Origin of the sequence: Pseudomonas sp. MWU13-2100 (assembly GCF_023242365.1) — a bacterium.
In the GTDB taxonomy this organism is placed as follows: domain Bacteria; phylum Pseudomonadota; class Gammaproteobacteria; order Pseudomonadales; family Pseudomonadaceae; genus Aquipseudomonas.
Genome location: NZ_JALLIX010000020.1, coordinates 83948 through 107810, shown reverse-complemented (window position 1 = coordinate 107810; position 23863 = coordinate 83948). Strand labels below are relative to the sequence as shown.

Here is a 23863-nt window from a genome sequence, read left to right as displayed (position 1 = left end):
CAGAACACTCAGACCAGCCTCTATCTCTACGAAGGCGACGGTTATGCACCGCTGGCGCGGGTCGATGGCAGCGGCGGTTTGCAGAAAGTCCGTTACTACCACAACGACCTGAGCGGCCTGCCCGAACAACTGACCGAAGCCGATGGCGCCACGGTGTGGCAAGCCCGCTATCGGGTGTGGGGAAACACCCTCGAGGAGATACGCGAACCCTATTACATCGAGGAACAGAACCTGCGGTTCCAGGGCCAGTACCTGGACCGGGAGACTGGGCTGCACTACAACACGTTCAGGTTCTATGATCCGGATGTGGGACGGTTTACGACGCCGGACCCGATAGGGATCGCTGGCGGGATCAATTTATATGCCTACGCGCCGAACCCCACAGGCTATGCCGACCCCTTGGGTCTAAGCTGTGGCTCGCCAAAAGGCTTTGCCAGAAAAAATACAATCACCAAAAGATGGGTTGGAAAGCTGTCGGGGAAAAAGCCTGCTGACGTCGAGGGATATCTCACAGCCCGAGGCTGGACAAAAACCTACCCACAAGCAAAGCGATCCAACGCCATTCAACATGTTCAATTTGTTCGCACTACAAAATCCGGCGCCACCTATGAGCTTGACTACCATCCAGGAGGTAGCCCAACCCAACCCAACATCCACGGGAATGATTACTGGAAAGTGTATAAACTCAATAAATCCGGGGAAGAAGTCGTGTTCGGTAGGATTGGGCACGGTAATTTCCAAAATTATGATTTGATCAAAGACTCCCCGGTGTATGTCAATGGCAACTTAATGAACGGTGGGCTTTAAAAATGATCGATTTCACCGCAGACATAAAATCCATGCGCTGCGCAGCAAATATAGTGCTGGAGGAGAATATCTCCACCTATATTGATGAGCTGTATGCAAATCATAGAGTCGAGGTAAAAAAATATAATCTGCCAGATGGTGAGGTGAGATCGGCCTATGTGGTGGACGGCACTATTATAGTGGCTACCCTTCCTGATGGCGAAATATGCTCAATTGCCTGCAACGCTAATTATCAAGGGCTCTACAAAGGTATGCTTTCCACTGGCATGTCGTTTTCCCAGGTACAGAAACTTACAAAACGTCAACGAATTTTCAATGGAGTCATTATTCTAGATGATGACTTTGGGTTTTGCTACACGCTGCCTTCCCCCTATGACGAGATAGCCGATAGCATTGCAGATATACCTCAAGAGTTAATTCTTGAAGAGGTATATGTCGCCGATTTTTCATCTTGGCTGGGGTGAGTCCGCAGAAGCAAAGGCCCTCGCATCAATGATGCGTTATCGTTGTAAAACGCATAGGTACTTAAGCATGCTGAATGACAACAATGTTCATGTCTGGATCGGAAGCAACTTCGCTCCAGAAACTGAGTACATGGACTACTTCAAACAGGACTATTCCGTTGAAGGTGACTTTGACGACCCCAGCTATAAGCTCTGCGGGTTTTGTAAAGACATCGGTACGCTTTGGTATGACGAAGACTTCATAGGCATCATACCGCGCTGCGACAAGGAAGTTTCGTTGGATGAAATTCTCGTCGAGGCCGCCGTTGATCAAGACGAACTACCTCTAGTAAAAAAGGGCTGTGAAGCGCTGGGCATTAAAAAGGCCAATGCAATATTTTGGTATCAGGATGCGGATCTGGTTATCAAACAACCCATTAAAGAGCACTACAACGGTCTGAAATATATCGGCTTATTCAAAGGTGACTGAATTGATTCACCATGCAATGTGCGGATCGGAGGGTGTCAGATCTATTGAAATTTTCGCCCATCTTTTACCGAGAGACAGGAATAGGAGAGTCTCCATGACTAGTAAGAAGATCACCCCCGATCCGCCGACCACTCGCAAAGCCCCTAGCACCGCTGATAAAGAGACGTACCTGTGCAGAATTCCGAATGGTCCTTTAGACAAGGCCGAATCGGCACTTTCAGGCACACCTCGGCTGCTCGATACCCTCGCGTTCACCTCCTCCAAACCCGTCATCCCCGAAGATCCCTGCAAGCCCACGCTGTTTGCCATCCAACCAGGCATCAATGCCCAGGATGCGCTGACCTACGTGTCGCGACTGCTCGAAACGGCTGAACTCAATGGCGACGAAATCAGCCTGCATACCAACCCCGTCGAACGGGCGCTGTTCTGGGGCATGCTGCATTCGGTGGAAGTCGCTCGGGCGGTGGTGGATGCGTTGCTGGAAGGCTCGCCCCCGTCTCATCCTGCATCGCCCTTGTAGCACCTGGACATGAGGAGGCTCGGGTAATCAGAGCCTGATCCGTATCCCCTGAAAATTCCGGTAACGATCAAGCTGCTTTTTTCAGACCGTTACCGGGATCACTGCTCCGAGTAGCTTTATACTGGTTAGTAATGCATCATTTTGGCTGAATGCATTGGAGCTGATGAAATGAGTATCAAAATTAAAGAAGCCGTCCAAATGGCTGTTAACAACATCATCGAACTTTTTTCAGTTCAGGACATTTCCAATGTACTGCTTGAAGAGGTTGCCCGTGACTCAAATGAAAACTATTTGATTACTGTCGGATTTGAGCGCCCTACCATCAATAGAGGTGGAGCAGCCCTAGGGGCCGGCATTGCAGCACTGATGGCAACCCAGCGAGCCTATAAAGTCGTTTGTATCGACAAGGACAGTGGCGATGCCTTGTGGATAAAAGATCGAATGCTAGAGAAAAAATGAAGAACAAGATAATCATCGATACCAATCTTTTGGTTTTGCTAATCGTGGGACTTTACGACCCACAATACATTCCAAACCATAGAAGGCTTGGCGACTATAGCCCGGAGGATTTTGAAATCCTCATGTTGTTTATTGATGACCATGAAATCGTTGTCACTACAAGCGTGCTAACCGAAGCCAGCAACCTGCTGTGGTACACATCTGAACCTCATAAGCATAATATTCGCCACTTGCTGGCAGCTTTCATAGCATCAGCGACTGAGCATCGACCTGAGTCGATCACGACAGCCAAATCGGCCCATTTCCTCAAGCTCGGCCTGACTGACGCAGGCATACTCGAACTCCCCGCAGACTCTGGGCTGATACTGACGGTCGATCTGGACCTGCATATCGCCGCATTAGAGCGGGGACTGCGGTCAGAAAACTTTACTCACCATCGGACTTTTCTTTCCCGTTCATAAACATAAAAAATCCAGCAGGAACGCTGAAAAACTCGGAAAACCCTTTCATCTGTGCAACGGTCATATTTCTTTTGTCATTCAAAATTTCAGACACTACAGTTTGACTCGCAATAGTAGAGAGTTCCATTTGCTTGATCCCTCGTTCCTCCATCAAAAAGGCCAACGCTTGCGATTGCGAAGAACAAGGAATCAAAACCGTCTCAGCTTCATACTCATACACACGATCAACCACTAACTCGGCAAAACGTGCAGCCGCATGATCTTCACTGTCCGCATATGAGTAAAGTTCATCAATCAACGTCATTCGATCTTTAAGATCACTGTTATCTTTGACTTTTTCATGGCATGCGGATAACAACCGAGCAGAGCTTGCTACCTGATCGTTCAGCTTTTCAAACATGGCGGAAATGCCCTCTACGAGAATCAGATATTTTTCAAATATCCAAACCATCATCCTAAATGATCGAAACCCCGCGCGGCCCCATCGGAAAAACAATGAAACGCTCTGGCGCAGAGTGCTACCACCAGACCAGTCGTCGCTCACCCGCCCCTTCAAAAGCACCATCCCCAGCGTGGTCTATCCTTCAGGCGTCACTAGAGCCGGACCTCGACACAGGAGACAGCGAATGGATGCACGAGAAAGAGCGTTGATGCGGGCCAGCGTGGCCTTGGGGTTGCTGATCAGCACCCTGAAGAAGCACGATCTGGGAGCCCCCCTTTCCCTGGACGATCCACATTTCAAGGAGCTGATTACCCACCTGCGGGACAATTTGCTGGAAGCTCAGGCGGACGAGAGCGTTTCCAGTGTCATGGTGTCGATCAACAAGGCTTTCACCGATGGCGTGCGGCTCAATGCCCGCAGCGTGGGGAGCTTGTTGACGGCGCTGAAGAAGGTCGATGGGCTGCTCATCGAGGCCGGCGAGAGACACGCACCGTTGCAGCTGCTTCAGGTGAACGCAGGCTGAAATGCAGCCCTTGTTGGAGCCGGCAAGCCGGCTCCTACAAAAGCGGGTGCGGCGTTTGTGAGAACGTGCACCCGCTATTTGCTCTACAACTGTGATCCACCCCCACAATCACAGTAGGAATAATTTCCCGCCAACATCAGATCATTCATACTCCGCACCGCTCTTGACCTGATGATGGACCACTTGTCGATGACCTTTCATGTCTGACCCGCTCTGGGCGGCCCGCCTGGGTGACGCGTTATCCCATACCTCGATGCTGGCCGATATTCTCGGCGGCGTGCTCGAAGTCGCGGCCAACGTGGCAATCACCGCGCTGGCCACCGCCGCCGTGGTCGCCGCTACCGGGATCACCGTCGCCACCGGTGGGCTTGGGGCCTGTGTGCTCGGTGCCGTGGTCGGGGTCATTGTCGGCGTGGCGATGAGCAAGACCGGCACCGACAAGGGCCTGAGCAAGCTGTGCGAGGGCATCGGCAACGCGCTCTTCCCGCCCACGGTACAGGCCACCATCCTCAGCGGCTCCAGCAACACCCTGATCAACTCGATTCCAGCAGCCCGCGCCGCCGGCGCCGTGCCGTCCCATGTCGAAGCGGCCGGTACGCCGGACAGCGAGCCACCTCAGGAAGCCAGCTACCTGGATATCGCCAAGGGTTTCTTTGCCCAGATGTGGCGCCCTACGGTGGCAACGCCCGCCCCCGGTGCCGTGCCCAAACCGCTGGACCTGTTGACCTGCACCAAGCATCCACCGATGCCGCCGCAGTTTCTCGCCGAAGGTTCGAAAAAGGTCAGCATCAACGGCCAACCCGCCGTGCGCAGCGGCGACCGCAGCACCTGTGATGCCACCGTCGTATCGTCTGGACTGATCTCCCCCAATGTCACCATCGGCGGCGGCTCGGTGGTGGTACGCGAGATCCGCAGCGGCAAGACGCCCGGCGTCGGCCTGGCCATCACCGCATTGATGATGCTCAAGGGCAGCAAGGGCAAGTTCCTCAGCAACCTGCCGTGCATGCTGCTGGCCGGGGTCAATTCCTTCGTCACCAGCCAGGCCATCGGCGCGCTGACCAAGGCCATCGCCGGTTCGCCGAATCCGGTACACGCCGCCACCGGCGCCAAGGTCCTGGGTGGCCTGGATGACCTGGATTTCGCCCTGCCGGGGCTGCTGCCTCTGGAGTGGCAAAGGTTCTACAACAGCCATGACGAGCGCCGCAATGGGCTGTTCGGTGCGGGCTGGAGCGTACCGTATGAAGTTTGTGTCGAGATAACTTCTCACCCCGAAGGGGGCGAGCAACTGATCTATATCGACGAGCAGGCCCGCCGCATCGACATGGGCTCGATTGCACTCGGCAGCGCGGTGTTCAGTCCGGGTGAAGGCCTGAGCGTCCGGCGCCATGGCAATGGCCAATTGCTGATCGAGAGCGACGAAGGCCTTTACCGACTGTTCGAACCGGATCCATGCGAGCCTGGCCGTCTGCGCCTGAGTCAATTGGGTGACCGCAACGACAACCGCCTCTTCCTCGACTATGACGAATCAGGACGTCTTGAGCGGCTACGCGATACCTTCGACCTGGTGCAGGTGGAATTGAGCTACGCGCCGCAATGGCCACGCCGGATCAGCCGGATCGAACGAATCCACCTCGACCAGTCCCGCGAATTACTGGTGCATTACGACTACGATGCGCAGGGCGATCTGGCGCAAGTCCGCGATACCAGCGGGCACGTACAGCGGAGTTTCGCCTACGATGCCGACCGGCGTCTGAGCGAACATCGTCTGCCCGTCGGCCTGCGCTGTTTTTACCAGTGGGCCAGGGTCCAGCAGCGGGAATGGCGCGTCATCCGACACTGGACCGACGATGGCGATGACTATCGCTTCGACTACGATCTGGACGCTGGTATCACCCGTGTCACCGACGGTCTGGGGCGAGTCAGCACCCGCCACTGGAACCCACAGCACCAGATTACCCGCTACACCGACGCGCTGGGTCATACGTGGTCCTTCGACTGGAACGATGAACGCCAGTTGCTCGGGGCGACCGACCCCTTGGGCGGACAGTACCAGTTCAGTTACGACGAAGCCGGCAACCTCAGTGAAACCGTCGATCCACTGGGGCGCAGCGAATCGACCGTGTGGCTGGAACACTGGGCGCTGCCGCGAGTGGAGACCGATAGCGCCGGCAACAGTTGGCACTACCATTATGATCCGCGTGGAAATTGCATACGGGAAGTTGACCCGTTGGGGCAAGTCACGCGCTATCGTCACGATGCCCACGGCCAGACGGTGGAAATCATCGACCCTGCCGGCAAGAGCAAGAAACTGCGCTGGAACAGTTTCGGTCAGGTGGTCGAGCACATCGACTGCACAGGCCATCCCACGCGGCTGAACTATGACGCTCGCGGCTTGCTCGACACCGTCACCGATGCCCTCGGTGAACGTACCCAATATCGGTACGATGCCCAGGGCCGCTTGCTCGGCAGCCAGTGGCCGGACGGACGTACCGATCATTATCAGCGCAATGCCGAGGGACAGGTGAGTGGCTATACCGATCCTGAAGGGCACACCACGCACTACCGCTATGATCGACGCGGCCAGGTGTGCCAGCGGATCGACGCGCAGGGACGGCAGATCGAATTCAGCTACGACCAGTACGGCCGTTTGCTGGCCCTGACCAACGAGAACGCTGAGCGCTACCAATTTACCTGGGATTCCAGCAATCGCCTGACCGAGCAACGGGATCTGGACGGCAGCGCCCGCCGCTTCGATTACGATGCATTGAACCAAGTCAGCGTCGTGCAGTTCATACCCGCGCCTGGCGGCAAACCAGCATCAGTACCGGCGCCCCTCGTGAGGCCTGTTATCCATCGGCTCGAGCGTGATGCCTGTGGGCGCCTGATCGCCAAGGTCACTGATGACGGGCGCACCGAGTATAGCTATGACCCACTGGACCAACTGAGTGCCGCCACCTTTACCGATAACCACGGTAACGAACAAACACTCGGTTTCGCCTATGATGCCCTCGGCCAATTGCTGGAAGAACGGAGCGCGGCGGGCTGCCTGCAGCATCATTATGACGAGCTGGGCAATCTGGTCCAGACGCAGCTACCCGATGGCCGATGGCTCAATCGGCTGTACTACGGCAGCGGCCATCTGCACCAGATCAACCTCGACGGGCAGCTCATCAGCGACTTCGAGCGCGACAGTCTGCACCGCGAAGTGCTGCGTACTCAGGGCCGGCTCAGTACCCGCAGCGAGTACGACCGTAGTGGGCGCCTGCGCGCAAGGTCGCGCCGTCCAACCGGACAGCCCACACAACTACCGGCATCGGTGCAACAACATTTCGACTACGACCTCAGTGACAACCTGATCGGCCGGATCGACCGGCAACCCGGTGGCGAGCACCGCCAGTTATTGCATTACGATGCCACGGGCCGGATCGTTGCAAGCCAGGACAACGTCCAGGGCTTGCGCGAAACTTTCGCCTACGACGCCGCCGCCAACCTGCTGGACAGCCCGCCGACCGGGACCGGTCGAGTGGCGCACAACACACTGCTGAGCTACCAGGACAAGCGATATCGCTATGATGCCTTCGGGCGGATGATCGAGAAACGCAGCGCTGGCCATCGGATACAGCGTTTTACCTATGACGCCGAGCATCGTTTGACAGAGGTGCGCAACCAGGAGGGCACGCGAGAAACCTTGGTGCGCATGCGCTACGACCCGTTGGGACGGCGTATCGGCAAAACCGAACATGATCGCAACGGTAACCTGCTCGGTGAAACTCACTTCACCTGGGATGGACTCCGACTGCTCCAGGAGCACAAGAACAACCAGGGCAGCCTTTACCTCTACGCGGACGACAGTTATGAGCCGCTGGCGCGGGTGGATGGACATGGCGCGCACCAACAGGTGCGCTACTACCAGAATGATCCCAGCGGCTTGCCACGGCAACTGACCGAAGCCGATGGCACGATGGTGTGGCAGGCACGCTACCGGGTCTGGGGCGCCACCGTCGAAGAAGTGCGCGAACCCTATTACATCGAAGAGCAGAACCTGCGCTTTCAGGGCCAGTACCTGGACCGTGAAACCGGGCTGCACTACAACACCTTCCGCTTCTACGACCCGGATATAGGACGCTTCACCACACCGGATCCCATGGGTCTGGCCGGTGGCCTCAATGCCTACCAGTATGCCCCCAACCCGCAAGGCTGGAGCGACCCGCTGGGTCTGATGAAATGCGGTACACCGCCGCCCGGCCGAAAGGTCAAACGCACCGTGTATCGTTTCGAGGAACCCAGCCGGGTCAGCACCACCTGGACGGCCCACAAGTGGAACGTTGCGGCGACCCACCGCTACACCAATGCCGGACTAGGCGGCGTCTACGGGGCCAACTCGCGCAAGACCGCCATGGCGGAAGTTACCCACTGGAAAGTCGACCTGTCGACACGAATACTGGTGAGCAAGAAAGTCCAACTCGACAATGTACTGGACCTGACCAACGCCAAGGTCCGCAATCAGTTGGGCGTGTCACTCAAAGACATTACCGGCTCCAAATACGACGTGACCCATCAGGTGGGCAGTTGGGCCAAGGCCAGCGGCTATGATGGAATACTGGCCCCTTCTGCCCGAAATCCCACCGGGTCTAACCTTATTGCCTTCGATGGGTTCTAGTCATGGAACAATTGGAAAACGATTATCCCGGCGATGCCAGCTGGCAAGCGCTGGTCACCCTCTACGAGGAGGACTATCTCGACGACCAGGCACGGCAGTTGGCCTCCGCCATGGACGGACATCTGGACATGGCCGTAATCCTCTATGGCAAGAGAGGTCTCAAGGAAAGCTTGTGGTGGCTCGAGCAATCTGTCCCGGCACTGGATAACCTGACGCCCACGCAATGCCTGGGCGACCCGATCCTGATTCGGCGCCTGCGCACGGCGCTGATGCGCATGCCCTGAATCGCCGGCATGAAAAATGGACAACCGATCGCCCCGGCCTTGCCTCTACACGGACCGGGAGTGCCCTGGTAATGCCGTTGACCGTTTTATTGACCGCCCTGGACAGGCTGATCGCGCAGTTGCGCAAAAGCCGCAACGAGTCCGTACCGTTTTTTATCGACAAGGCCGTTGAACTCAGCGCCGCTGGCGACGTTCGCGAGGCCCTGGAACGGCTCTCGACCTGCCGGGCCATGGCGCAATACGGCAACTTTTCCGATACCGAGGAAAGCCGGCTAGAAGCGGTGGTCGATGCGGCAACCACTTGCTTAGCCGCCCTGCCGCCCTCCTGATACCACCATCGCCGCGACGCGGCGTCCCGACAAACCGGCGCTCACAAAGGCTGGGCACGACGATATTCTGATGGCGGAACACGTCCCTGATGTGGGAGCGGAGCTTGCGACAGCACCGCCAGAATGAAAAATGGGCACCCGATCCTATCGGCGTGCCCATTTTTTCTACAGCCCCCGTTGCTCCGGGAGTGGTACCTGACGCTTACGGGTTGACGCTATCTTTGAGCGACTTGCCCGGTTTGAACGCGACGGTATTGCTGGCCTTGATCTTCACCGGCTCGCCGGTTTGCGGGTTCTTGCCGGTACGGGCACCGCGATGACGCTGCAGGAAGGTGCCGAAACCCACCAGGGTGACGCTGTCTTTGCGGTGCAGCGCGCCGGTGATTTCTTCAAGAACGGCGTTGAGCACGCGGCTGGCCTGTTCTTTCGTGAGGTCCGCTTTTTCAGCAATAGCAGCGGCGAGTTCTGGTTTACGCATAATGAAGCCTCTTTGACGGTTTTTTGTTGTTATGTCCGTGCTGTTCTTCCGGAACAGCGCCCAAAGCGCCGCAGGCTCTACTCTGCGGCAGACGGGAGTGAGAATGGCACGAGGCAAGGCCCCGCGCCAGTCTCGTTACGACCTTTGTAGGGGCAAGAACCGGGTGTTTACGACAGAAGGACCGCTATTTACGCCAGCAACGGCGGAAGTTCCTTGTTCAAGGCCAGCTTTTCCATCACTGCGGCGCCAGTCAGGGCGTAGCCCAGCAGCCGACCGCTGGTGTCACGGCACAAGGCCTTGATGTCGGCGCCCTGCCCTTCGACCGCCCATACCCCTTCGCTGCCACGCGGCGGTGGCGACACCACCAGCGGGCACACCGGGGTTTTCACGGTGATCGGCATGGCGCCGTAGCTCACTGCGGTGGCATTGCCGGCCAGGGTCTGGGCCAGCGCCCGGGCGCAGCTCATCAGCGGCATGACGTACAGCAGGTTCAGGCCATCGACCTCGGCGCAGTCGCCCAGGGCGTAGATGTTGGCATGGGAGGTTTTCAGGTGACGGTCGACCACCACCCCGCGATTGACCTGCAAGCCGGCCGCCGCCGCCAGGTCGATGCGCGGGCGCAGGCCGATGGCCGAGACCACCACGTCGCAGGGCACCGTGGTGCCATCCGACAGGTGCGCCTCCAGATGATCGGCGCTGCGTTGCAGGCGCGTCAGCACCGGACCCAGATGAAAACGCGCCCCCAGGCTTTCCAGGCCGGCTTGCACAGCCGCGGCCGCCGCCGGGTGCAGCAGCGTCGGCATGACCTGTTCGCAAGGTGCGACCAGTTCTACCTGATAACCGCCGAGGATCAGGTCATTGGCGAATTCACAGCCGATCAAACCGGCCCCCAGCAGCAGCACACGCTGCTTGCCCGCCGCCGCTGCCCGAAAGCGCGCGTAATCCTCCAGGTCGTTGATCGGGAAAATCGCCTCGGGCGCATCGCCTTCCACCGGCACCCGCACGGTTTCCGCGCCCCAGGCCAGGATCAGGTCACGGTAGCCCACCGCTTCCTCGCCGATCCACAGGCGCTTGTGGCCCGGGTCGATGCCGCTGATGCGGGTGTGGGTGCGGATCTCGGCCTTGAGCTGCTCGGCCATGACCCCGGGCTCAGCCATGCTCAGGCCGTCGGCGTCCTTGTTCTTGCCAAAGCCGGTGGACAGCATGGGCTTGGAGTAGGAACGCCCGTCATCGGCGGTGATCAGCAGCAGCGGGGTTTCGCTGTCGAGCTTGCGAAACTCCCGGGCCAGGTTGTATCCGGCAAGCCCGGTACCGACGATCACGACAGGTGCGCTCATTCCTTTCTCCAAATCCGTTGCTATCTGCTTAAAAATTGATCAATCAGCCGATTTCGATCATTTCGAAATCCATCTTGCCGACGCCGCAGTCCGGGCACAGCCAGTCAGCCGGGACGTCTTCCCAGCGAGTCCCGGGGAGGATGCCATCATCCGGCCAACCGTCGGCTTCGTTATAGATCAGCCCGCAGACCACACATTGCCACTTCTTCATCTCGTTACTTCCTCGGTTCCCAGGCGTTTGACGGCACGGACAGTCGATAGGTGCAGCGCTGCCGTCCGGCTCAGGGCGTTTTGTACTGATCGAAGCCCGCCGATGCAAGCACGATCGACAGCGCTGATGTGCCGGGCGCTCTAAACGGCCGGACCGCCTGTGATAAGCTCGGCGCCTCACTGGCTGCCAATCAACTGCCCATCGTGCCGCACAAAGCCCCCGTTCCAGCGTCTCCCGCCTGGCTCACGCAGAGCCGGCTGACCACCCCGCCAGGCGCGCAAACCCTCGACTGGTTATTTGACGAAGGGTCCCTTACCCGCCGTCTTACAGCACTTTCCGATAACGCTTTCAGTGTCACGCCGCTGTTCGAAGGCTGGCAACCGCTACGCGACGACGAGTGCGCCGCACTGGAGTTGCCGAGTGAAAGCCCGGGTTGGGTGCGCGAAGTGTATTTGCGCGGTCATGGCCAGCCTTGGGTGTTCGCCCGCAGTGTCGCGGCACAGAGTGCCTTGCGCGAAGGCGGCCTGAATATGGATGAATTGGGTAGCCGTTCATTGGGCGAATTGCTGTTCTGCGATGAGGCATTCGAGCGCCAGGCCATCGAGGTCTGTCATTACCCGGCGCCCTGGCTGCCCCTGGAGCATCGCGCCGATAACCTCTGGGGTCGTCGCTCACGCTTCAATCGCGGGCCGCTGAGCCTGTTGGTGGCGGAGATTTTCCTGCCCAGCCTGTGGCACGCCGTCAGTGCCTGTGGGGAGAACTGCTGATGTACCTGAACCTGCTCAAATCCATGAATCGTCTGCACCCACGGGCCTGGGACTTTCTCCAACTGACCCGCATGGACAAGCCCATCGGCATTTACCTGCTGTTGTGGCCGACCCTGAGCGCGCTGTGGATCGCGGCCAAGGGTATGCCGTCGCTGGGCAACCTGCTGATCTTCAGCCTCGGCGTGATCCTGACCCGCGCCGGTGGCTGTGCGATCAACGACTTCGCCGACCGCAAGGTCGACGGCCACGTCAAACGCACCGAGCAACGCCCCCTGGCGGCCGGGCGGATCAGCGGCAAGGAAGCCCTGGCGGTGTTCGCCCTGCTGATGGGGGCCAGTTTCCTGCTGGTGCTGTGCACCAACGCGACGACGGTGTGGCTGTCCTTCGGTGCCCTGGCGGTGGCGGCCTGCTACCCGTTCATGAAGCGCTACACCTATTACCCGCAAGTGGTGCTGGGCGCGGCGTATTCCTGGGGCATCCTGATGGCCTTCACCGCCGAGACCGGCAGCCTGCCGGCCACGGCCTGGTTGCTGTATATCGCCAACCTGATGTGGACGGTGGCATTCGACACCTATTACGCCATGACCGACCGCGAGGACGACCTGAAGATCGGCGTGAAATCCACCGCCATTTTGTTCGGCGAGGCTGATCGGGCGATTATCCTGACCCTGCAGGGCCTGATGCTCGGCTGTCTGCTGCTGGCCGGGGCGCGGTTCGAGCTGGGGGGCTGGTTCCATATCGGCCTGTTGGTGGCCGCAGCCTGTTTTGTCTGGGAATTCTGGGTCACTCGCAGCAAAGACCCGCAGCTCTGCTTCAAGATGTTCCTGCACAACCACTGGGCGGGGTTGGCGATTTTCCTGGGGGTTGTGCTGGATTACGCGGTGCGTTGATCAAGCGAAGTCGAAACGACACACACGCCCAGACGACCGCGAAACCTGTGGGAGCCGGCTTGCCGGCGATGAGGGCCTTGAGCCTTGCATCGCCTGATCGGCCGCCATCGCTGGCAAGCCAGCTCCTACAAGGGACGGTGGTGAATCAGTGTTTGGCCATGTGCCACATGCCGCCTTTACCATCACCCATGGCGTCTCCAGGCTTGGCGTCCATCTTGAAGTTGTACATCGGTTTGCCGTCATGCGCCCACTGCATCATGCCGTCGTCGCGCTTGATCACCGTCCACTTGCCCTCGGGCTTGGCGTCCGCAGGGGCCATCATCGGCGGCCAGTTCTTGGCACAATCACCATTGCACATGGATTTACCGTTGGCATCCTTGTCAAAGGTGTACAGCGTCATGCCCTTGCCATCGACCATCTTGCCGTCTTTCATCATGGCCGGCTCGGCCGCGAAAACCAGGGCCGGCAGCGTGAGCGCCGCCGCTACCATCAGGGCTTTCAACGAAAACGAAGAGTGAGTCATGAGAACCTTCCTTTTGTGGTTGTAGGATTCGAACCTCCAGCGTAGCCCATGAATATGACCATTGCGGCTTGCTGAAAAAAGCTGTCACATGACTGCAATAATTTCGTTATCTAATGCGGCGCAAGACAGTTAAATGACAAGAGGGTGAAGGGATATGGTTGGCAGGAGCATTCTGATCGTCGACGACGAAGCGCCCATCCGCGAGATGATCGCCGTGGCGTTGGAAATGGCCGGCTATGACTGCCTGGAAGCGGAAAACTCCCAGCAGGCCCATGCGATCATCGTCGATCGCAAACCCGACCTGATCCTGCTCGACTGGATGCTGCCCGGCACCTCGGGTATCGAGCTGGCCCGGCGCCTGAAGCGCGACGAGCTGACCGGTGACATCCCGATCATCATGCTCACCGCCAAGGGCGAAGAGGACAACAAGATCCAGGGGCTTGAAGTCGGCGCCGATGACTACATCACCAAGCCGTTCTCCCCACGGGAACTGGTGGCACGCCTCAAAGCGGTGCTGCGCCGTGCCGGTCCGACCGACGGCGAAGCCCCCATCGAAGTCGGTGGCCTGCTGCTCGACCCTATCAGCCACCGGGTGACCATCGACGGCAAGCCGGCGGAAATGGGCCCTACCGAATACCGCCTGTTGCAGTTCTTCATGACCCATCAGGAACGCGCCTACACCCGTGGCCAGTTGCTGGACCAGGTCTGGGGCGGCAATGTCTATGTCGAGGAACGCACCGTCGACGTGCATATCCGCCGCCTGCGCAAAGCCTTGGGCGATGCCTACGAGAATCTGGTACAAACCGTGCGCGGCACCGGCTATCGTTTCTCCACCAAGGGTTGAGAACGGCTGCACACGATCCGCCATACATCGGTAACCGAGCTGCTTCAAACTTGCAGCGTTGAAGCTCGCCGCTCGGTACGGCTTCGCCTCCAAGGACGCATGTTGAAGTGAATCAAAACTGGCATGGCACCCTGATCCGCCATCTGTTGTTGTTGGTGACCGGCTGCCTGGTGGCTGGCCTGGCCAGCGGCTATTACGGCTGGAGCCTGGCCGTGGGCCTGGCGCTGTACCTGGGCTGGACCCTCAAGCAACTGCTGCGCCTGCACCAATGGCTACGCCAGCACAAACCCGAAGAAGCGCCGCCGGACGGCTACGGCCTGTGGGGCGACGTATTCGACAGCATCTACCACCTGCAACGCCGCGACCAGCGCGTGCGCGGGCGCCTGCAAGCGGTGATCGACCGGGTCCAGGAGTCCACCGCCGCCCTCAAGGACGCGGTGATCATGCTCGACAGCGACGGCAACCTGGAATGGTGGAACCGCGCCGCCGAAACCCTGCTGGGCCTCAAGACCCCGCAGGACAGCGGCCAGCCGGTGACCAACCTGGTGCGTCATCCGCGCTTCAAGGAATACTTCGAGCAGGAGAGTTACGCCGAGCCGCTGGAAATCCCTTCGCCGACCAACGACCGGATGCGCATCCAGCTCTACATCACCCGCTACGGCAACAATGAGCACCTGATGCTGGTGCGCGATGTCACTCGCATCCATCAGTTGGAACAGATGCGCAAGGACTTCGTCGCCAACGTCTCCCATGAGCTGCGCACACCGCTGACGGTGATCTCCGGCTACCTGGAAACCCTGCTCGACAACGTCGAAGAGGTGAACCCGCGCTGGGTTCGCGCCCTGCAGCAGATGCAGCAACAAGGCAGCCGCATGCAGACCCTGCTCAACGACCTGCTGTTGCTGGCCAAGCTGGAAGCCACTGACTACCCGTCGGACAACCAGCCGGTGCGCATCGACACGCTGTTGCAGTCGATCAAGAACGACGCCCAGGCCCTGTCCGGACAACGCAACCAGGCCATCACCCTGGAAGCAGACGGCGCCATCCGCCTCAAGGGCAGCGAGGCGGAGCTGCGCAGCGCGTTCTCCAACCTGGTGTTCAACGCGGTCAAATACACCCCGGCCGAAGGCAATATCCGCATTCGCTGGTGGGGCGACGAGCACGGCGCGCACCTGAGTGTGCAGGACTCGGGCATCGGCATCGACAACAAGCACCTGCCACGCCTCACCGAACGCTTCTACCGGGTCGACTCCAGTCGCAACTCCAACACCGGCGGCACCGGCCTGGGCCTGGCGATCGTCAAGCATGTGCTGCTGCGCCATCGCGCGCGCCTGGAAATCAGCAGCGTCCTGGGTCATGGCAGCACCTTTACCTGTCACTTCGCGCCGGCCCAGGTGACCCGTTCAAGCAGCAAAAGCCAGCCCGCCTAGCACCTTGCCGGGACGCCACCGAGCCAGGCCACTAGGCAACAGGCACATCTGCCGCTACATTGGATGACTTATGCCTGCCTTTCAGGCACCTGAACACCTACTTCAAATTGAAATACGGAACCCGTAAAACTCCATCATGGATCCTTCCCCTAGTAGCTTGACCCTCGCTTCGCTCTTCGCCGATTTCGGCATGATTCTTTTCGCTCTGATCCTGGTATTGCTCAACGGTTTCTTCGTTGCGGCCGAATTCGCCATGGTCAAGCTGCGCTCGACCCGGGTCGAGGCCATCGCTCACAAGAACGGCTGGCGCGGGCAGATCCTGCGCACCGTGCACAGCCAGCTGGACGCCTACCTGTCCGCCTGCCAGCTGGGTATCACCCTGGCCTCCCTGGGCCTGGGCTGGGTCGGTGAGCCGGCCTTCGCCCACTTGATGGAGCCGCTGCTCGGCGCGGTCGGCGTGAATTCCGCCGAAGTGATCAGGGGCGTGTCGTTCTTTACCGCCTTCTTCATCATTTCCTACCTGCACATCGTGGTCGGCGAGCTGGCGCCCAAGTCCTGGGCGATCCGCAAACCCGAGTTGCTATCGCTGTGGACCGCCGTGCCGCTGTACCTGTTCTACTGGGCCATGTACCCGGCCATCTACCTGCTCAACGCCAGTGCCAACGCCATCCTGCGGATCGCCGGCCAAGGTGAACCCGGCCCGCATCACGAGCACCATTACAGCCGTGAAGAACTCAAGCTGATCCTGCACTCCAGCCGTGGCCAGGACCCCAGCGACCAGGGCATGCGTGTGCTGGCGTCGGCGGTGGAAATGGGCGAACTGGAAGTGGTCGACTGGGCCAACTCCCGGGAAGACCTGGTGACCCTGGACTGCAATGCGCCGCTCAAGGAAATCCTCGCGCTGTTCCGTCGCCACAAGTTCAGCCGTTATCCGGTGTACGACGCCGAGCGCAACGTATTCGTCGGCCTGCTGCACATCAAGGACCTGCTGCTGGAACTGGCGGCCCTGGACCATATTCCCGAGTCGTTCAACCTCGCGGAGCTGACCCGGCCATTGGAGCGGGTGTCGCGGCATATGCCGTTGTCGCGCCTGCTGGAACAGTTCCGCCAGGGCGGCTCGCACTTCGCCCTGGTGGAGGAAGCCGATGGCAAGGTGATCGGCTACCTGACCATGGAAGACGTGCTGGAAGTGCTGGTCGGTGATATCCAGGACGAACACCGCAAGACCGAACGTGGCATCCTCGCCTATCAGCCGGGCAAGTTGCTGGTGCGTGGCGATACGCCGTTGTTCAAGGTCGAACGCCTGCTGGGCATCGACCTGGACCATATCGAAGCCGAGACCCTCGCCGGGCTGGTCTATGACACCCTCAAGCGGGTGCCGGAAGAGGAAGAAGTGCTGGAAGTCGAAGGCCTGCGCATCATCATCAAGAAGATGAAAGGACCGAAGATCATCCTGGCCAAGGTCCTCAAGCTCGACTGATATCCTCGGGACTGGAATACATCCTGTAGGAGCCGGCTTGCTGGTGATCGCGCCCGCAAAGGCGATGCAAGGCCCAGTGGCCTCATCGCTGGCAAGCCGGCTCCCACAGGGTTCGTGGCGTCTTCAAGCCTTCCTATTTGCCCCTCAGGGCAAAGTTCGGCAACACCTCCAGCGATTGGCTGAACTGATAGGGAATTGACACCAGCCCCATCCCGGTATTGCGCTGCACCACGAAGTGCAGGTGCGGCCCGGTGCTGTTGCCGGTGTTACCCGACAGCGCCAGCGGGCTGCCCACTTCCACCCGCTGGCCTTCGCGCACGCTCACCGAGCCTTGCTTGAGGTGCAGGTACACACCCATGGTGCCGTCGTCATGCAACACCCGTACGAAGTTGCCCGAAGGGTTCTTGCCGCCGCCGCTCTGATCGTTCTCGGTCTTGATCACCACCCCGCCCCGCGCCGCGACGATCGGCGTGCCCACCGGCATGGCGATGTCCATCGCGTAACGGCTCTTGGCGCCGAAGTGGCTGTACTGCCCATTCGGTCCCTGGGTCAGGCGAAACGGCCCGCCGCGCCAGGGAAATGGGTAACGATAGCCCTGAGCCTGCCCTGAAGGATCGCCAAGGAAGTATTGGAACCTGGGGACGTAGCGCATCGGCTCGCCGGCCTGGAGCGGCGTGAGCAACGCCAGACGCTGGTTGCTGCGGGCCGGCAGGACCTTGCGGATCGACTGCGGGGCGCCGCTGACGTTCCTCAAGGCAGCGAAACCGAGCTCGATCTCCACCGGGGCATACAGGTCGTTGCGCACGTAGACCTCATCGGCTCCCTTCTGCTTGCGGATATCCAGGCGGACCTGACGCTCCAGGTGCTCGACCATCCGATCACGAAACACGAATACCTGGGCACCCGGCGCCGGCCGGTCACTGTAGGAGACCACCCCATTGGCATCGGTGTACTTGTAGATGGTCATGGCCGCAGCCGAGGTGGCGGCCATCAACAGACCACAGGAAAGCAGCAGACGCAGGAACATAAGCGAGAGTCGCCGAATGAAACATGGCGACCAGACTAGCAGGTGGCCAGGGCATTTGTGTGAATCACGCCAGCTGGATGGCCCCGGGACCAAAGCACAGGTCGACGTTCAATTGAGCCGGCTCGGACAGGTTCACCAGCGCATCCAGGGAGAATTTGTCGATCTTGCCGTTCAGCAGGTCATTGAGCCTCGGCTGGGTGATCCCCAGGCGCTTGGCCGCGTCCTTCTGCGACAGCTCCCAGGCATTGACGCGACTGATCAGCTCCATCATCAACTTGGAGCGCAGGCGCATATTGGCGGCCTCCCGCGGGGTGTCCTCGAGGGCATCCCAGACAGAGGCGAAACGTTCAGTCTTGATCAGGTCGGTCATAGCGTTGTTCCTATCTCCTGCAGTCTGGCCCGTGCCAGTTCAGTATCCCGGGTTTCCGTCTTTCGGGTGGTGTTCCTGAAGACGTGAAGGACATACAAGGCGCTTCACCCTGTTGCAGAAGGTCCAGCTGAAAACCGACCGCCCTTCGCGCATCCAGCGGGAACGCCTTGAGATCCCTGAGTGAGCTCCCTACAGACACCACATCCTTGTGCCTTGGCATCGATTTCTCCTGTTACTGACAGGAAAAGCCTAATCAATGGGCGGGAGTTCCGTGGTGCGAGGTTGTTTCAAGACTTGGCTGCAAGCTCACCTTGCACAGTGGTTCTTAAACAGTTTATATCGAAACAGATATAAAACAATCCGAGCAAAAGGATTCGGACGAAAGGCGTTTCGAAGGCCGGGATCAGCATGCAAGGAAGGTCAGGTAAACGGCGCGATGGGCAAAGCCACCACGCCGTCAGGTGGGCATCAAGCCCCGGGAACGAAGTGCTTCTGTGCGGTGCCGCGGGCGATCAGGCGGGAGATGTAGTCCAGCTTCTGGGCGTCCTGGTCGACAAAGCGGAAGGTCAGTTGCAGCCATTCACTGTCCGGCTTCGGTTCATGGGCGACGATCGCATGCAGATAGCCATTCAGGCGGGCGATCTCGGCGTTGTCGCCCTGCTCCAGATCCAGTACCGCGTTCTCCAGCACCTGCGGCAGGACCTCGGTACGGCGCACCACCAGCAAGGCTTCCTTGATGCTCAGCGCCTTGATCACGCACTGCTGGGTGCCGCTGGACAGGCGCAACTGGCCCTGGCCTCGACCGCCCGAGGCCGCTGCCGCGCCGGCCGGCGACGCCGCGGTGGTCGGACGCACCGGCGGGCTGCTGAGCAGGCCTTTGGACGGTACCGCGGCAGGGGCTTGCGCCGCCGGGCTGACCACTTCAGACCGGCCGCCGGTCAGGGCGCTCAGGGAGTCGTTGGCAAAGGCCGAATTGGCCCTGGTCGGCGCACTGTTCATCAAGGTGTCGAGCTTGCCGACCTTGTGCAACGCCTGCTTGACCTTGGTCAGCAGCTGTTCATTGGTAAAAGGCTTGCTGACATAACCGGAAACACCGGCCTGGATCGCCTGAACCACGTTTTCCTTGTCGCCACGGCTGGTCACCATGACGAACGGCATGGTCTTGAGGTTGTCCTGCTGGCGGCACCAGGTCAGCAACTCCAGACCGGACATTTCCGGCATTTCCCAGTCGCACAACACCAGGTCGAACGCTTCGCGGGCCAGTACTGCCTGGGCCTTGCGACCGTTGACAGCGTCTTCGATCCGGATGCCCGGGAAGTAGTTACGCAGGCATTTCTTCACCAGATCGCGGATGAACGACGCGTCATCCACCACCAACACACTGACTTTACTCATTGACCATTCCTCTGAAAATCCCGGCTAGCATACTGACTAATGGCTATTTGCCAACAGCGATTGGTCACACCGGGACTTTTCGTTCGCGGGTGCGCGTAAATTCGTACGCCACAAACAAAAACGCCCGACCTTAGGCCGGGCGTTTCTCTCGGGCAATCTTACTTATCGTCAGCTTCACCGGGAACATTAGCAGTTTCGGACAAGGTACCCTCAACTTCCTGGCGCATGCGCTTGAGACCCATGTGCCGGACATCGGTGCCACGCACCAGGTAAATCACCAGTTCGGAGATGTTGCGTGCGTGATCGCCGATCCGCTCCAGGGAGCGCAGCACCCAGATGATGCTCAGCACCCGGGTGATCGAGCGCGGGTCTTCCATCATGTAGGTCGCCAGCTCGCGCAGGGCGGTCTTGTACTCGCGGTCGATAATCTTGTCGTACTGCGCCACCGACAACGCCAGTTCGGCGTCGAAGCGAGCAAAGGCATCCAGCGAGTCACGGACCATGTTACGCACCTGGTCGCCGATATGGCGCACCTCGACATAACCACGCGGTGCCTCGCCTTCTTCACACAGCTGGATGGCGCGACGGGCGATCTTGGTTGCCTCGTCACCGATGCGCTCCAGGTCGATCACCGACTTGGAGATGCTGATGATCAACCGCAGGTCGGAGGCCGCAGGCTGGCGACGGGCGAGAATGCGCAGGCATTCCTCGTCGATGTTGCGCTCCATCTGGTTGATCTGGTCGTCGATTTCGCGCACTTGCTGGGCCAGGCCCGAGTCGGCTTCGATCAACGCGGTCACCGCATCGTTGACCTGTTTCTCGACCAGACCGCCCATGGCCAGGAGGTGGCTGCGTACTTCTTCCAGTTCCGCGTTGAACTGCGCGGAAATGTGATGGGTGAGACCGTCTTTATCAATCATGTGTCGCTCCGCGAAAGCTGCAAGCTTCAAGCTATAAGCTTCAAGCCGAATTGTGAATATGCTCAGGCTGCCCGTGCTTGCTGCTTGTCGCTAACGACTTGCAGCTTCCTCACCTAGCCATAACGGCCGGTGATGTAGTCTTCGGTCTGTTTCTTCGCCGGGTTGGTGAACAAGGTGTCGGTATCACCGAACTCCACCAGCTTGCCCATGTACATGAATGCGGTGTAGTCGGAAACCCGCGCCGCCTGTTGCATGTTGTGGGTGACGATGACAATAGTGAATTTAGATTTCAGCTCGTAGATCAACTCCTCAACCTTGAGGGTCGAAATCGGATCGAGTGCCGAGCAGGGCTCATCGAGCAGCAACACTTCCGGTTCGACCGCGATGGTCCGCGCAATCACCAGACGCTGTTGCTGACCGCCGGACAGGCCCAGAGCCGATTCGTGCAGGCGATCCTTGACCTCTTCCCACAACGCCGCGCCCTTGAGAGCCCATTCCACGGCTTCATCGAGAATACGCTTCTTGTTGATGCCCTGGATACGCAGGCCATAGACCACATTCTCGTAGATAGTCTTGGGGAACGGGTTGGGCTTCTGGAACACCATGCCGACCTTGCGGCGCAACTCGGCGACGTCCTCGCCCTTACGGTAGATGTTGTTGCCGTAGAGGTTGATTTCACCGTCTACGCGGCAACCGTCCACCAAGTCGTTCATGCGGTTGAAGGTGCGCAGCAATGTCGACTTGCCGCAACCGGACGGGCCGATGAAGGCGGTCACGCGCTGCTTGGGTATGTTCATGCTGACGTCGTACAGCGCCTGCTTATCTCCGTAGTACAGGCTCAGTTTCGGGACTGCGATGGCAACGGTTTCGCTCGCCAGGTCCAGGCTCTGCTTGCTACGGCCCAGGGCGGACATATTGATGCCGTGGGTTTGGGTTTCATGCTGCATGGGGTAACTCCCTGCGCTCACATATTCGTTTGTGGGAGCCGGCTCATCGGCGATGAGGCCAGTGAGCCTTGCATCGCCTGATCGGCAGCCATCGCCGGCAATCGAGTGTCGACCGGCCACTCCCACAGTGGATGGGGTGAATGTTATTAACTATCCAGCGCCTTGTACTTCTCGCGCAGGTGGTTCCGGATCCATACGGCCGACAGGTTCAACGTGGCGATCACCAGCACCAACAACAAGGCGGTGGCGTAGACCAGCGGACGAGCAGCCTCGACGTTCGGGCTCTGGAAGCCGACATCGTAGATGTGGAAGCCCAGGTGCATGATCTTCTGGTCCAGGTGCAGGTACGGGTAGTTGCCATCCACCGGCAGCGACGGCGCCAGTTTCACCACACCCACCAGCATCAGCGGGGCCACTTCGCCGGCGGCGCGGGCCACGGCGAGGATCATGCCGGTCATCATCGCCGGGCTGGCCATCGGCAGGACGATCTTCCACAGGGTCTCGGCCTTGGTCGCCCCCAGGGCCAGCGAGCCTTCACGCACGGTACGGGGAATCCGGGCCAAGCCCTCTTCGGTCGCCACGATCACCACCGGCACCGCCAGCAGCGCCAGGGTCAGGGAAGCCCAGAGCAACCCCGGGGTCCCGAAGGTCGGTGCCGGCAGGGCCTCGGGAAAAAACAGCCGGTCGAGCGAGCCTCCCAGTACATAGACAAAGAAGCCCAAGCCAAACACACCGTAGACGATCGCCGGCACACCGGCCAGGTTGTTCACCGCGATGCGGATGATCCGGGTCAGGGTGTTCTGCTTGGCGTATTCGCGCAGGTACACCGCCGCCAGTACGCCGAACGGGGTCACGATCATCGCCATGATCAGGGTCATCATCACCGTGCCGAAAATCGCCGGGAAGATCCCGCCTTCGGTGTTGGCTTCACGCGGATCGTCGCTGAGGAACTCCCAGACCTTGCTGAAATAGAAGCTCAGCTTGGTCAGCTTGCCCATGGCGTTCGGTTGGTAGGCATGCACCACTTTACCGATGCTGATTTCCAGTTCCTTGCCGTTGGCATCAAGGGCCGTCAGGCTGTCGCGGTTGAACTGGGTGTGCAGATCGTTCAGACGCGCTTCGATATCCTGGTAGCGGGCATTCAGTTCGGCGCGCTCGGTGGCCATGTCGGCTTGCGCGGTGGCATCGAGACGGCCTTGCAGCTCCAACTTGCGGCCGTGCAGGCGAATCCGTTCGAGGCCGGCGTTGATGGCGCCGATGTCGCTCTTCTCGAGCGTCTTGATCTGCGCCGCCAAAGCGTTCACGCGCTGGACACGGGCCTGCAACTCGGGCCAGGCGGCTTCGCCTTCGGCGATCACCTTGCCGCTTTCCTTGACGTTGACCAGCGTGCCGTAGAAGTTGCCCCACTCACGACGCTCGATGGTCATCAGTTCGGCCGGGTAGGTCTGGTCCTGCAGCCACTCGCCGACGATCCAGGTGAAATCGTTGCCGTTCAGATCGCGGTTACCGACCTTGATCAGCTCCCGGGTCATGAACTCGGGGCCCTGCTCCGGCACCGGCAAGCCGGCCGCCTTCAGGCGCTCGCGAGGGACTTCTTCCTTCTGCACCACCTCGCCGACCACGACCTGGTTGGCCTGGCCCGGCACGTTGTACTGGGCATGCACCAGGTCGGCCGGCCAGAAGTGACCCAGGCCGCGCACAGCGATCACGGCCAGCAGGCCGATGGTCATGATGACCGCGATGGATACCGCACCACCGCTGATCCAGACGCCGGGGGCGCCGCTTTTGAACCAGCTGTTCAGGGAGTTCTGTTTCACAGACTTCTA

At 59.6% G+C, this 23863-nt stretch carries 26 protein-coding genes and 1 pseudogene; 15 read left to right on the top strand and 12 right to left on the bottom strand.

Annotated features, from left to right (window positions below; genetic code table 11):
• The 6 genes from M5B99_RS15905 to M5B99_RS15880 form a co-directional block, all read left to right on the top strand.
• The coding region (locus M5B99_RS15905) for an RHS repeat-associated core domain-containing protein (RefSeq protein ID WP_248804933.1) at window positions 1-807 on the top strand (807 nt) is incomplete at its 5' end.
• Window positions 808-809: 2 nt separating this feature from the next.
• Window positions 810-1271, top strand: a complete 462-nt coding sequence (locus tag M5B99_RS15900) for a hypothetical protein (RefSeq protein ID WP_248804932.1) — start codon at window positions 810-812, stop codon at window positions 1269-1271.
• Window positions 1272-1338: 67 nt separating this feature from the next.
• Window positions 1339-1740, top strand: a complete 402-nt coding sequence (locus M5B99_RS15895) for an immunity 22 family protein (protein WP_248804931.1) — start codon at window positions 1339-1341, stop codon at window positions 1738-1740.
• 94 nt (window positions 1741-1834) lie between these two features.
• A complete protein-coding gene (locus tag M5B99_RS15890) occupies window positions 1835-2260 on the top strand; it encodes a hypothetical protein (protein WP_248804930.1) in 426 nt (141 codons plus the stop codon).
• A 168-nt stretch (window positions 2261-2428) separates the two neighbouring features.
• The gene (locus tag M5B99_RS15885) at window positions 2429-2719 is read left to right on the top strand and encodes a hypothetical protein (protein WP_248804929.1); all 291 of its coding nucleotides are present in this window, start codon (window positions 2429-2431) and stop codon (window positions 2717-2719) included.
• On the top strand, window positions 2716-3180 hold the full coding sequence (locus tag M5B99_RS15880) for a PIN domain-containing protein (protein WP_248804928.1): 465 nt from the start codon (window positions 2716-2718) through the stop codon (window positions 3178-3180). The genes M5B99_RS15885 and M5B99_RS15880 overlap by 4 nt, the downstream gene beginning before the upstream one ends.
• Here the strand turns inward: M5B99_RS15880 and M5B99_RS15875 are convergent.
• Window positions 3146-3634: a transcriptional regulator gene (locus M5B99_RS15875; protein ID WP_318654571.1), complete on the bottom strand. Its 489-nt coding sequence runs from the start codon at window positions 3632-3634 to the stop codon at window positions 3146-3148. The genes M5B99_RS15880 and M5B99_RS15875 overlap by 35 nt on opposite strands.
• A 172-nt stretch (window positions 3635-3806) precedes the next feature.
• Between M5B99_RS15875 and M5B99_RS15870 the strand changes: the two genes are divergently transcribed.
• From M5B99_RS15870 to M5B99_RS15855, 4 genes are all read left to right on the top strand, one after another.
• Window positions 3807-4145, top strand: a complete 339-nt coding sequence (locus M5B99_RS15870; protein ID WP_248799118.1) for a hypothetical protein — start codon at window positions 3807-3809, stop codon at window positions 4143-4145.
• A gap of 199 nt (window positions 4146-4344) precedes the next feature.
• Entirely contained in the window at window positions 4345-8805 is a 4461-nt protein-coding gene (locus M5B99_RS15865) for an RHS repeat-associated core domain-containing protein (RefSeq protein WP_248804926.1), read from the top strand.
• A gap of 2 nt (window positions 8806-8807) precedes the next feature.
• Window positions 8808-9089, top strand: coding sequence for a hypothetical protein (locus tag M5B99_RS15860; protein ID WP_248799116.1), 282 nt, complete (start codon window positions 8808-8810; stop codon window positions 9087-9089).
• Between the two features lie 71 nt (window positions 9090-9160).
• Window positions 9161-9418, top strand: a complete 258-nt coding sequence (locus tag M5B99_RS15855) for a hypothetical protein (protein WP_248804925.1) — start codon at window positions 9161-9163, stop codon at window positions 9416-9418.
• A gap of 202 nt (window positions 9419-9620) precedes the next feature.
• On the opposite strand, the gene M5B99_RS15850 is transcribed toward M5B99_RS15855, so the two are convergent.
• The 3 genes from M5B99_RS15850 to M5B99_RS15840 form a co-directional block, all read right to left on the bottom strand.
• Complete coding sequence (locus M5B99_RS15850) at window positions 9621-9896, bottom strand: HU family DNA-binding protein (RefSeq protein WP_040071769.1); 276 nt, start codon at window positions 9894-9896, stop codon at window positions 9621-9623.
• Window positions 9897-10084: 188 nt separating this feature from the next.
• Window positions 10085-11233 (bottom strand): NAD(P)/FAD-dependent oxidoreductase, encoded by a 1149-nt coding sequence (locus M5B99_RS15845; protein WP_248804924.1) that lies wholly within the window; start codon window positions 11231-11233, stop codon window positions 10085-10087.
• 43 nt (window positions 11234-11276) lie between these two features.
• Window positions 11277-11444, bottom strand: coding sequence for a rubredoxin (locus tag M5B99_RS15840; RefSeq protein ID WP_248804923.1), 168 nt, complete (start codon window positions 11442-11444; stop codon window positions 11277-11279).
• A 203-nt stretch (window positions 11445-11647) separates the two neighbouring features.
• Here M5B99_RS15840 and M5B99_RS15835 point away from each other — a divergent pair, with 203 nt between their 5' ends.
• Entirely contained in the window at window positions 11648-12211 is a 564-nt protein-coding gene (locus M5B99_RS15835; RefSeq protein WP_248804940.1) for a chorismate--pyruvate lyase family protein, read from the top strand.
• A complete protein-coding gene (gene ubiA / locus M5B99_RS15830) occupies window positions 12211-13101 on the top strand; it encodes a 4-hydroxybenzoate octaprenyltransferase (protein ID WP_248804922.1) in 891 nt (296 codons plus the stop codon). The genes M5B99_RS15835 and ubiA overlap by 1 nt, the downstream gene beginning before the upstream one ends.
• Before the next feature lie 145 nt (window positions 13102-13246).
• On the opposite strand, the gene M5B99_RS15825 is transcribed toward ubiA, so the two are convergent.
• The gene (locus M5B99_RS15825; RefSeq protein WP_248804921.1) at window positions 13247-13624 is read right to left on the bottom strand and encodes a hypothetical protein; all 378 of its coding nucleotides are present in this window, start codon (window positions 13622-13624) and stop codon (window positions 13247-13249) included.
• 154 nt (window positions 13625-13778) lie between these two features.
• Here M5B99_RS15825 and phoB point away from each other — a divergent pair, with 154 nt between their 5' ends.
• The 3 genes from phoB (at window position 13779) to M5B99_RS15810 (ending at window position 17378) form a co-directional block, all read left to right on the top strand.
• Window positions 13779-14468: a phosphate regulon transcriptional regulator PhoB gene (gene phoB, locus M5B99_RS15820; protein WP_003176964.1), complete on the top strand. Its 690-nt coding sequence runs from the start codon at window positions 13779-13781 to the stop codon at window positions 14466-14468.
• Between the two features lie 107 nt (window positions 14469-14575).
• A complete protein-coding gene (gene phoR / locus M5B99_RS15815; protein ID WP_248804920.1) occupies window positions 14576-15898 on the top strand; it encodes a phosphate regulon sensor histidine kinase PhoR in 1323 nt (440 codons plus the stop codon).
• 136 nt (window positions 15899-16034) lie between these two features.
• On the top strand, window positions 16035-17378 hold the full coding sequence (locus M5B99_RS15810; protein WP_248804919.1) for a hemolysin family protein: 1344 nt from the start codon (window positions 16035-16037) through the stop codon (window positions 17376-17378).
• A gap of 133 nt (window positions 17379-17511) precedes the next feature.
• On the opposite strand, the gene M5B99_RS15805 is transcribed toward M5B99_RS15810, so the two are convergent.
• The 7 genes and pseudogenes from M5B99_RS15805 to pstA form a co-directional block, all read right to left on the bottom strand.
• On the bottom strand, window positions 17512-18405 hold the full coding sequence (locus M5B99_RS15805) for a peptidoglycan DD-metalloendopeptidase family protein (RefSeq protein ID WP_248804918.1): 894 nt from the start codon (window positions 18403-18405) through the stop codon (window positions 17512-17514).
• 64 nt (window positions 18406-18469) lie between these two features.
• Window positions 18470-18775, bottom strand: a complete 306-nt coding sequence (locus tag M5B99_RS15800) for a helix-turn-helix domain-containing protein (RefSeq protein WP_248804917.1) — start codon at window positions 18773-18775, stop codon at window positions 18470-18472.
• A pseudogene (locus M5B99_RS15795) lies at window positions 18772-18995 on the bottom strand (hypothetical protein). The gene M5B99_RS15800 and the pseudogene M5B99_RS15795 overlap by 4 nt, the downstream one beginning before the upstream one ends.
• A 248-nt stretch (window positions 18996-19243) precedes the next feature.
• Entirely contained in the window at window positions 19244-20170 is a 927-nt protein-coding gene (locus tag M5B99_RS15790) for a response regulator (protein ID WP_248804916.1), read from the bottom strand.
• A gap of 158 nt (window positions 20171-20328) precedes the next feature.
• Window positions 20329-21090 (bottom strand): phosphate signaling complex protein PhoU, encoded by a 762-nt coding sequence (phoU, locus tag M5B99_RS15785; RefSeq protein ID WP_121135576.1) that lies wholly within the window; start codon window positions 21088-21090, stop codon window positions 20329-20331.
• Window positions 21091-21203: 113 nt separating this feature from the next.
• On the bottom strand, window positions 21204-22037 hold the full coding sequence (gene pstB, locus M5B99_RS15780) for a phosphate ABC transporter ATP-binding protein PstB (protein ID WP_248804915.1): 834 nt from the start codon (window positions 22035-22037) through the stop codon (window positions 21204-21206).
• Between the two features lie 146 nt (window positions 22038-22183).
• Window positions 22184-23854: a phosphate ABC transporter permease PstA gene (gene pstA, locus M5B99_RS15775; RefSeq protein ID WP_248804914.1), complete on the bottom strand. Its 1671-nt coding sequence runs from the start codon at window positions 23852-23854 to the stop codon at window positions 22184-22186.
• Window positions 23855-23863 lie beyond the last annotated feature (9 nt).

Excerpts from the sequence above, each read along its gene's own strand:
- M5B99_RS15800 (WP_248804917.1), bottom strand. The coding sequence starts at position 18,775 with ATGACCGACCTGATCAAGACTGAACGTTTCGCCTCTGTCTGGGATGCC.
- pstB (WP_248804915.1), bottom strand. The coding sequence starts at position 22,037 with ATGCAGCATGAAACCCAAACCCACGGCATCAATATGTCCGCCCTGGGC.
- ubiA (WP_248804922.1), top strand. The coding sequence starts at position 12,211 with ATGTACCTGAACCTGCTCAAATCCATGAATCGTCTGCACCCACGGGCC.
- phoB (WP_003176964.1), top strand. The coding sequence starts at position 13,779 with ATGGTTGGCAGGAGCATTCTGATCGTCGACGACGAAGCGCCCATCCGC.
- M5B99_RS15885 (WP_248804929.1), top strand. The coding sequence starts at position 2,429 with ATGAGTATCAAAATTAAAGAAGCCGTCCAAATGGCTGTTAACAACATC.
- M5B99_RS15805 (WP_248804918.1), bottom strand. The coding sequence starts at position 18,405 with ATGTTCCTGCGTCTGCTGCTTTCCTGTGGTCTGTTGATGGCCGCCACC.
- M5B99_RS15790 (WP_248804916.1), bottom strand. The coding sequence starts at position 20,170 with ATGAGTAAAGTCAGTGTGTTGGTGGTGGATGACGCGTCGTTCATCCGC.
- phoU (WP_121135576.1), bottom strand. The coding sequence starts at position 21,090 with ATGATTGATAAAGACGGTCTCACCCATCACATTTCCGCGCAGTTCAAC.
- M5B99_RS15860 (WP_248799116.1), top strand. The coding sequence starts at position 8,808 with ATGGAACAATTGGAAAACGATTATCCCGGCGATGCCAGCTGGCAAGCG.
- M5B99_RS15845 (WP_248804924.1), bottom strand. The coding sequence starts at position 11,233 with ATGAGCGCACCTGTCGTGATCGTCGGTACCGGGCTTGCCGGATACAAC.
- M5B99_RS15810 (WP_248804919.1), top strand. The coding sequence starts at position 16,035 with ATGGATCCTTCCCCTAGTAGCTTGACCCTCGCTTCGCTCTTCGCCGAT.
- M5B99_RS15865 (WP_248804926.1), top strand. The coding sequence starts at position 4,345 with ATGTCTGACCCGCTCTGGGCGGCCCGCCTGGGTGACGCGTTATCCCAT.
- M5B99_RS15895 (WP_248804931.1), top strand. The coding sequence starts at position 1,339 with ATGCTGAATGACAACAATGTTCATGTCTGGATCGGAAGCAACTTCGCT.
- M5B99_RS15870 (WP_248799118.1), top strand. The coding sequence starts at position 3,807 with ATGGATGCACGAGAAAGAGCGTTGATGCGGGCCAGCGTGGCCTTGGGG.
- M5B99_RS15880 (WP_248804928.1), top strand. The coding sequence starts at position 2,716 with ATGAAGAACAAGATAATCATCGATACCAATCTTTTGGTTTTGCTAATC.
- M5B99_RS15855 (WP_248804925.1), top strand. The coding sequence starts at position 9,161 with ATGCCGTTGACCGTTTTATTGACCGCCCTGGACAGGCTGATCGCGCAG.
- M5B99_RS15850 (WP_040071769.1), bottom strand. The coding sequence starts at position 9,896 with ATGCGTAAACCAGAACTCGCCGCTGCTATTGCTGAAAAAGCGGACCTC.
- M5B99_RS15890 (WP_248804930.1), top strand. The coding sequence starts at position 1,835 with ATGACTAGTAAGAAGATCACCCCCGATCCGCCGACCACTCGCAAAGCC.
- M5B99_RS15875 (WP_318654571.1), bottom strand. The coding sequence starts at position 3,634 with ATGATGGTTTGGATATTTGAAAAATATCTGATTCTCGTAGAGGGCATT.
- M5B99_RS15840 (WP_248804923.1), bottom strand. The coding sequence starts at position 11,444 with ATGAAGAAGTGGCAATGTGTGGTCTGCGGGCTGATCTATAACGAAGCC.
- M5B99_RS15825 (WP_248804921.1), bottom strand. The coding sequence starts at position 13,624 with ATGACTCACTCTTCGTTTTCGTTGAAAGCCCTGATGGTAGCGGCGGCG.
- M5B99_RS15900 (WP_248804932.1), top strand. The coding sequence starts at position 810 with ATGATCGATTTCACCGCAGACATAAAATCCATGCGCTGCGCAGCAAAT.